The sequence below is a fragment of the Halanaerobium saccharolyticum genome (assembly GCF_003259895.1).
Taxonomy (GTDB): domain Bacteria; phylum Bacillota; class Halanaerobiia; order Halanaerobiales; family Halanaerobiaceae; genus Halanaerobium; species Halanaerobium saccharolyticum_A.
Map to the genome: position 1 here is coordinate 98395 of NZ_QLME01000009.1, position 6614 is coordinate 105008.

Genomic DNA, 6614 nt, shown 5'->3' on the forward strand with positions numbered 1-6614 from the left:
TTAAATGAACAATGTTTATAGTTTAGTCATTAATTTTTTTGATGAAGATAACAAAGTTGACTATCATAAAGTTAAACTTTTGCTGGCTAATAATATGAAATACGGACAAAAAAAGTTTTATATTAAAGATAGTGATCTTGACTATTCTCCTTTGAGCTGTAGAGGCAAAAAGGTTTATTATAAAAATATGGTCAAACTAATGCCTGCAGATTCAGAATTTAAAATTGAACTTAACTTCAACTCTATCAGTGATATTCAAGAAATTCTTGGGGACTTAAATAAAGTCAAAAGAGATTTTGATTTAGTTTTTAAAAGCCCGTCCATGACTGAAGTGACTATGAAATCTTATTTTAATGATTACATAAGCCATCTTAATTTTTTAAGCAGTAACAGCCGAAGAAATTTTTATATAAGTTTGAATACCAGACTTTTATCTTTAATCGATGGTGAAACATTGATAGAAAAGACTAAAGAAAATGCTGCAGTCAAAGGGTTTGTGATTAATCCGGTTTATCCTTACGATTTCGATTTTGAAAAATTTACTGTTTTAAAAAGGAAATATAAGGGACGATTTGAATTTTTAGCAGCTGCTGATGACTTTTATTTTTTAAACCTTGAAAAAGGTGTTAAAACAGTTAGTAAACACCTTAATTTATTTCCAGATTTTTTTAATACAATAAATATAGAAGTTAAAAATAATAATTTAGATAAGGCCAGAAAATATCAGCTGGTTTTAAATGATTTAATTAATACAATTAACAATTTTGGAGAAGAAGTTGCCTTAAAATACTTATTATCAAAGCATTTAAACTTTGAATTTAATTCAGGAAACAGCTTAACTAAAAGTGAAAAGTTGATTTTGGACTCAGAATTTAAGAAAATAAATAATAAATTTGTTGACAAAGTGTAATTTTTTATGATATATTATGAATGACCGGTCAGTCATTAAAGATTTGACTTTAGGTTTGGACCAGGAGAAATCGTGAAATATTTTCATAAATGATTTCCTCAGTAAGCGACTTGTTACCCCTTGTTGTTCCTGCTGAGAAATCATTTCGGGGGGCACCGGTTTTCTCCTGGTTTATTTTTAGTGCTGTTAATCTACCTTTTTCAAAAAAATGAAAAGGAGGTGAAAAAACACTTCGAAGATTTGAAAATATCTAAGGTAGAATAACATATATAGGATCTGAAAAAAATAATTGTTTAAGTTAAAAATAATAAGGAAACTAGGTCACTTATTGTTTTCTTAAATGAGAGTTGATTGCTCAGATCCAGAAAGAGAAAAATAAAATTGAAAAGAAAACAAAAGGAGTGTTAATTTTTATGAAAAAACTTACAATTACAATTGCTTTACTTTTAGTCGTAGCATTAGCTATGCCTGCATTTGCACAGTCATTTTCTGATGTGCCAAGTGAACACTGGGCATATGATGCAATTAACAAATTAGTTGCTGCTGGTATCGTTGAAGGTTATCCTGATGGCGAATATAAGGGTCAGCAGTCAATGACTCGTTACGAAATGGCTGTTATGGTTAGCCGCGCTTTAGACAACATTGTTGCTGAGCAAGAAGCTCTAGCTAACGAAGTTGACGAAATGGGCGAAGGTCTAACTACAGGTCAGGCTGAAGACGTAACTGCTATCGTTAAGTCTTTAATGGAAAAGAACTCTCAGGATGAGCTTTCAGATGCTCAGGCTGAAGAAGTAGCAGATATCGTTGATGCTTTAACATTCGAATTAAGCGCTGAACTTAAAGTATTAGGTGCTGACATCGATGCTTTAGGCAAAGACATGGATGAGTTAGAAGCTAAGGTAGACGCTATGGATGTACCAGAAGATAACATTGAATTTGGTATGGATATTGTAACTAAAGCAGAAGTAGCTTATTATGGTGAAGATGAAATGGAAGAAAGAGCAGTTTTAGAATTATTACAGGATGAAGATGCAATTGATGAAGACTTCACTGATGATCCAGATCTATTCCCTGCTCAAGAGAGATTTTGGCAGGAATATAACTTTAACATCGCTGGAGAGTTAAGTGGTGCAGAATTCAATTTAGATGTTGATACAATCACCAACTTGTTTATGGATGAAAGAAGTGTAATTGATTATACTGAAAATGATGATAGTGAATTTATGATGGACACAGCTCTTTTAGAAGTAGCTTTTGGCGATACTAATGTTAAAATTGGTGACATGCCAGATTATTATCCAGAAACTTACTTCTTAGATGAAGATTTGGAAGGTATTGAAGTAAATACAACAATGTACAATACTAGTTTTAAAGCTTTCGCAGGTGGTAATGACGAGGATAATTTAGACAATTCCGGTGATGATGAAATGGCAGATGAAAAATATTTTGGTTTAGTAGCTGAAAAAGATACTGAACTGGGTATTTTATCTGCTAAGGTGTATCATGCTAGAAGTGTTGTTGACGATTTAGCTTCTGATGGTAATAGAAAAGGTAACGGAACTCCATATGATAACACACTTGTTGCTTTTGGTTTAGAAAATCAAATTAGTGATTCTCTTAATTTAGATGGTGAAGTAGTATACGGTCAGTATGAAGATGAGGCTGAAAATGATGATGATGATTTCTTTGCAAATGTTAAAGCCGATTATACTGTAAATGATCTGTTTAACACTTATGCATTAGTTGAATATGCTGGTGAAGACTTCGTTGCTGCTCGTAATGATTTAGAAGAATCATTTGGTGATTATACTAAAGCAGAAATTGGAGCAGACTATCAGTTGAATGAAAACAACAATATCAATGGTTTTGTAATGGTTGCTGAAGCTGGTGATAACTGGGAAGTTATAAAAGGTTCAGGCAATTCTGATGATAAAATGGTTGTTAACATTGGTCTGGACAATACCTATGGTCAGTTTACCAACAGAGCTTTTGTTGAATATGCTGATGGTGATGGGTTTGAAAAGAATAACGAATATACTCTTCTTGGTCTAGGTACCGATTATAAATACAATGAGACAATGACAATGGGAGCGAACCTAAACTATAAGACTATAGAAAAAGGATATAATAATCAGGAGGATTTCAGAGATTTTGTATATCTAACTGGTTATGTTGATAAGCAGCTAAGAGAAAATATTAGCTGGTTAACAGAAGCTATGTATATTGATGGTACAACAGATTATGTGATTGAAAATTATACTATTGATGATGATAGCGATGTACAATTTATTCCTGATAATAATAATGATCGTGATGATGTTGATGGTACAGGTTATGCACTTACAACATCTCTAAGCATTAGTTTCTAAGAAAAAGAAAATAAGAATATCACTAAAAAACCGAGGGAATTTCCCTCGGCTTTTTATTTTCTAAACTTTTCATTATAGCTTTTATAAAAGTACTGTTGATGGTATAATGATAACTGGAGAACAGCTAAATATTAGTTTTATTAGGCTGCTGAAATATTTTATTAATAGGTTACTCATTATTGGGGTGAAAACATGAAAAAAATTTTTATTGTAATTTTTTTAATAATCATTAGCTTTTCTAGTTTAGTTTATGCTCAACAGACAAGCAAAGTAAAATTAACCGATATTGAATTAGGAGGAGAAAGTTATTTAGTAGAAAATTATGATGGGTTTACTGCTAAATATAACAATCTAAATCGTCCAGTTGTAGGTCTGGCTCTTTCAGGTGGAGGGGCCAGGGCAATGGTTAATTTTGGTGTTATTAAAGCTTTAGAAGAAGAAAGGATACCCTTTGATTTCATTACAGGGACCAGCATGGGAGCCATAGTCAGTACGATGTACGGAAGTGGCTTAAATACTGAACAAATGCTTGAAGTAGTTACAACTACATCATTTGGAAGGTTGGTTGAACCAGGTATTGGAGGCAGTGGCTCCTTACTTGACACAAAAAAATTAAATCTCTTTTTAGAAGAGATTGCGCCTAATAAAAAACTAGAGAACTTTAAGACTCCAGCAGCACTTTTAAGTTTTGAACTTGGAGAAGGGAAAAAATATATAACCACAACAGGTAGAATATCGGAAGTTATTCAGAGTTCTTATTCAATTCCAATTTATTTCCCAATTGAAACTCGTAATGATCGATATTTTATGGATGCAGGAATATTAGAAGCAACTCCAGCTAAGGCGGCTTCAGTTTTAGGTGCGGATTTTGTAATTGCGACAACTTCTTTTCCTAAGGAAAATTATGAAACATTTAATAGTGCATCTGCTTCTATTAACAGATTTTTAAATATTATGCAGGATAATTATTCCCAACAGATAATAAGAAATTATGCTGATTTTGTTATTGATATTGATGTAGATGAATATACTTTTATGGACTTTAATCAGGTCTCTAAATTAGTAAAACATGGGTACCAAAGCACAAAAAATATAATACCTAATTTAAAAAAAGAATTAGAAAAAAGAAATATTAGAAGTTATAATTATCTAGAAAGAGAAAGGACAAATATACAGGATACTTTAAATGATCTTAGAAACAATCGTTTTATTGTTGAAGGTAGTGAGAGATCATTATTTTTAAATTATGGTCGTGATCAGTCGTATTTTGATCAAGAATTGATAGTTCCTTTTGAGGATAATTTTCAAACTGGGATTGAGTTTAAAAAAGATAATTTATCTTTTGATCTTAAGGGAGATGATTTTTTTAATGAAGGCTATGAAGCTAGGTTTGAGTTGAAAAAATTGACTAAAAGAACCGATCTCTTATTTGCTTATGCAAATGATTATCAGCCTGAGACGAAAGATGACTATCGTTTTGAAATCAAATATTTTGCTGATCATTTCCAGACTTCACTGGGGTATGGACAGCAAAATAACGAAGAATATTATTTATTGAGTAACAGCTTTAGTAAAACTGGTGATTTATTTGATTTTGAGACAGAAAATGATTTCATTTATAATATTGATAGGTCAGAGCCGAAAATATTATCATCTAATATTATACATTTTGATCTTGGTTCCAAATGGAATTTAGAAACCAGCATAGTATATAATAATACTAATTTATTAGATTCTTTAATAATTTACAGAGGCCAATCTTTATCCGACCAAACGGAATTTCAGGCTACTTTAGATTTTAAATATAATCATCAGTTTATTGATCCAATTTATCTTGGGGGATTTTTTCAGACCACAGATATAGGAGCTTATTTGTTTGTCGATTATTACGAAAATGGGGAAAATAGTGGAGAAACTGCCGGGATAGGTTTAAACTCACAACTATATCTGCTGGGTTTAAGACCGATAGCTTTAGATTTATATTTTGCTTATGATTTTGAAAAAGAAGATGATCGAGTAGGTTTAGAACTAGGTTACGAGTTTTAATTATATTTCAGATTATATAATATTAGGAGAGATGAACCAATGAAAAACTTTTACAGATTTATTTCGCTAGTATTGGTGTTTGCAGTTCTAATTTTACCAGTTGTGTCGAATGTGACAAAGGCTGATTCTAATATATTGGGAACAATTTTAAAGACTGTTGGAATAGGTGTTGTGGTAGACCAGTTTGCAGAACCAATAAATAATTTTATTAATACTTTAACTTTAAATAAGGGAGTAGAAGTTAAAGAAGAAACAAAAGTAGTACCAATTGTAACGGTGGGTTCTAACTCCTATGCTGGTGCAGTACAGGTTTCTGGGCCAAAAGATAAAATTAAAATGGTAAAAGCGGTAGCACAATTAGAGGGAGATTTTAAGGATGGTGATTTTAGAATTAGAGCTCTAATCCCAATAAATACTACAAATCCTGTAGATATAAAAAATATTGATCGAATTGAAGGAATTGGTGTGACTGCTTTAGTTGATATAAATGTATAATATGATAAAATTAAATTAGAAAAGGTTAAAAAAATTTAAGTGGAGGTATTAATTATGAAAAGAAAAGGTTTAGTATTATTGTTAGCGGTATTTTTAGTTGTTGGGATTTCTTCTGTTTCTCTGGCTCAGGTTCCAGGTTACTGGGATATAAAAGGAGCAATTGACCTCGGTGGAGAAATAGATATTGACGGTATTGGAGATGATGATGTTGATAGTGGTTTCACCCTTGTTGGAGAATATAAGGTTCCACAAACAACAAAGTGGACTCTTGGGGCTGGAGTTCAGTATCAATTAGATAGAGAAATTGATAATAGTAGTAATAGGGATTTTAATTTTGTACCTATTTATGCCCTGGCTCATTATAATATGCAGAACAGTCCCTATTATTTTCTGGGTCATTTAGGATATAATAGCTTTGATATGGACAGCACTGGTGATACTTCTGGCGGCATGTATTATGCAGTAGGTGCCGGTATGGATTTAGCAAGTAATATGAGTGCGGAAGTTATGTACTCAGTCAATAATGGTGAAGCAGAAATTAATGGTTCAGATCGGGATGTAGACTATTCTAAACTTACGGTTTCTCTGGGTTATCAATTTTAGAGAATGATCTAATAAAAGATACAAGTTAAGATTTGCTTTTGAGTATTAAACTAGCTCAGCTTTTAAAGCTGGGCTTTTTATGTTTGCCTGGCATGGATATTTGCTAGTCAGTGAAAGTCTGATGTGGGGGTTAATAGTACCAACCACTAGCTGAAGACAAGGGTGTCCATCGTGAGGTGGAATCTGAAGGA

Annotated in this window: 5 protein-coding genes; all 5 read left to right on the forward strand. The window is 32.2% G+C overall.

What is annotated here, in order from left to right:
* The first annotated feature begins 4 nt into the window (after nucleotides 1-4).
* The 5 genes from C7958_RS07910 (at nucleotide 5) to C7958_RS07930 (ending at nucleotide 6423) form a co-directional block, all read left to right on the forward strand.
* Entirely contained in the window at nucleotides 5-910 is a 906-nt protein-coding gene (locus C7958_RS07910) for a hypothetical protein (RefSeq protein WP_111572132.1), read from the forward strand.
* A gap of 413 nt (nucleotides 911-1323) precedes the next feature.
* On the forward strand, nucleotides 1324-3279 hold the full coding sequence (locus C7958_RS07915) for an S-layer homology domain-containing protein (RefSeq protein ID WP_111572141.1): 1956 nt from the start codon (nucleotides 1324-1326) through the stop codon (nucleotides 3277-3279).
* Between the two features lie 192 nt (nucleotides 3280-3471).
* A complete protein-coding gene (locus C7958_RS07920; protein ID WP_111572133.1) occupies nucleotides 3472-5325 on the forward strand; it encodes a patatin-like phospholipase family protein in 1854 nt (617 codons plus the stop codon).
* A gap of 39 nt (nucleotides 5326-5364) precedes the next feature.
* Nucleotides 5365-5820 (forward strand): hypothetical protein, encoded by a 456-nt coding sequence (locus C7958_RS07925; RefSeq protein ID WP_111572134.1) that lies wholly within the window; start codon nucleotides 5365-5367, stop codon nucleotides 5818-5820.
* Nucleotides 5821-5874: 54 nt separating this feature from the next.
* Nucleotides 5875-6423 (forward strand): outer membrane beta-barrel protein, encoded by a 549-nt coding sequence (locus tag C7958_RS07930; RefSeq protein ID WP_111572135.1) that lies wholly within the window; start codon nucleotides 5875-5877, stop codon nucleotides 6421-6423.
* Nucleotides 6424-6614: the final 191 nt, after the last annotated feature.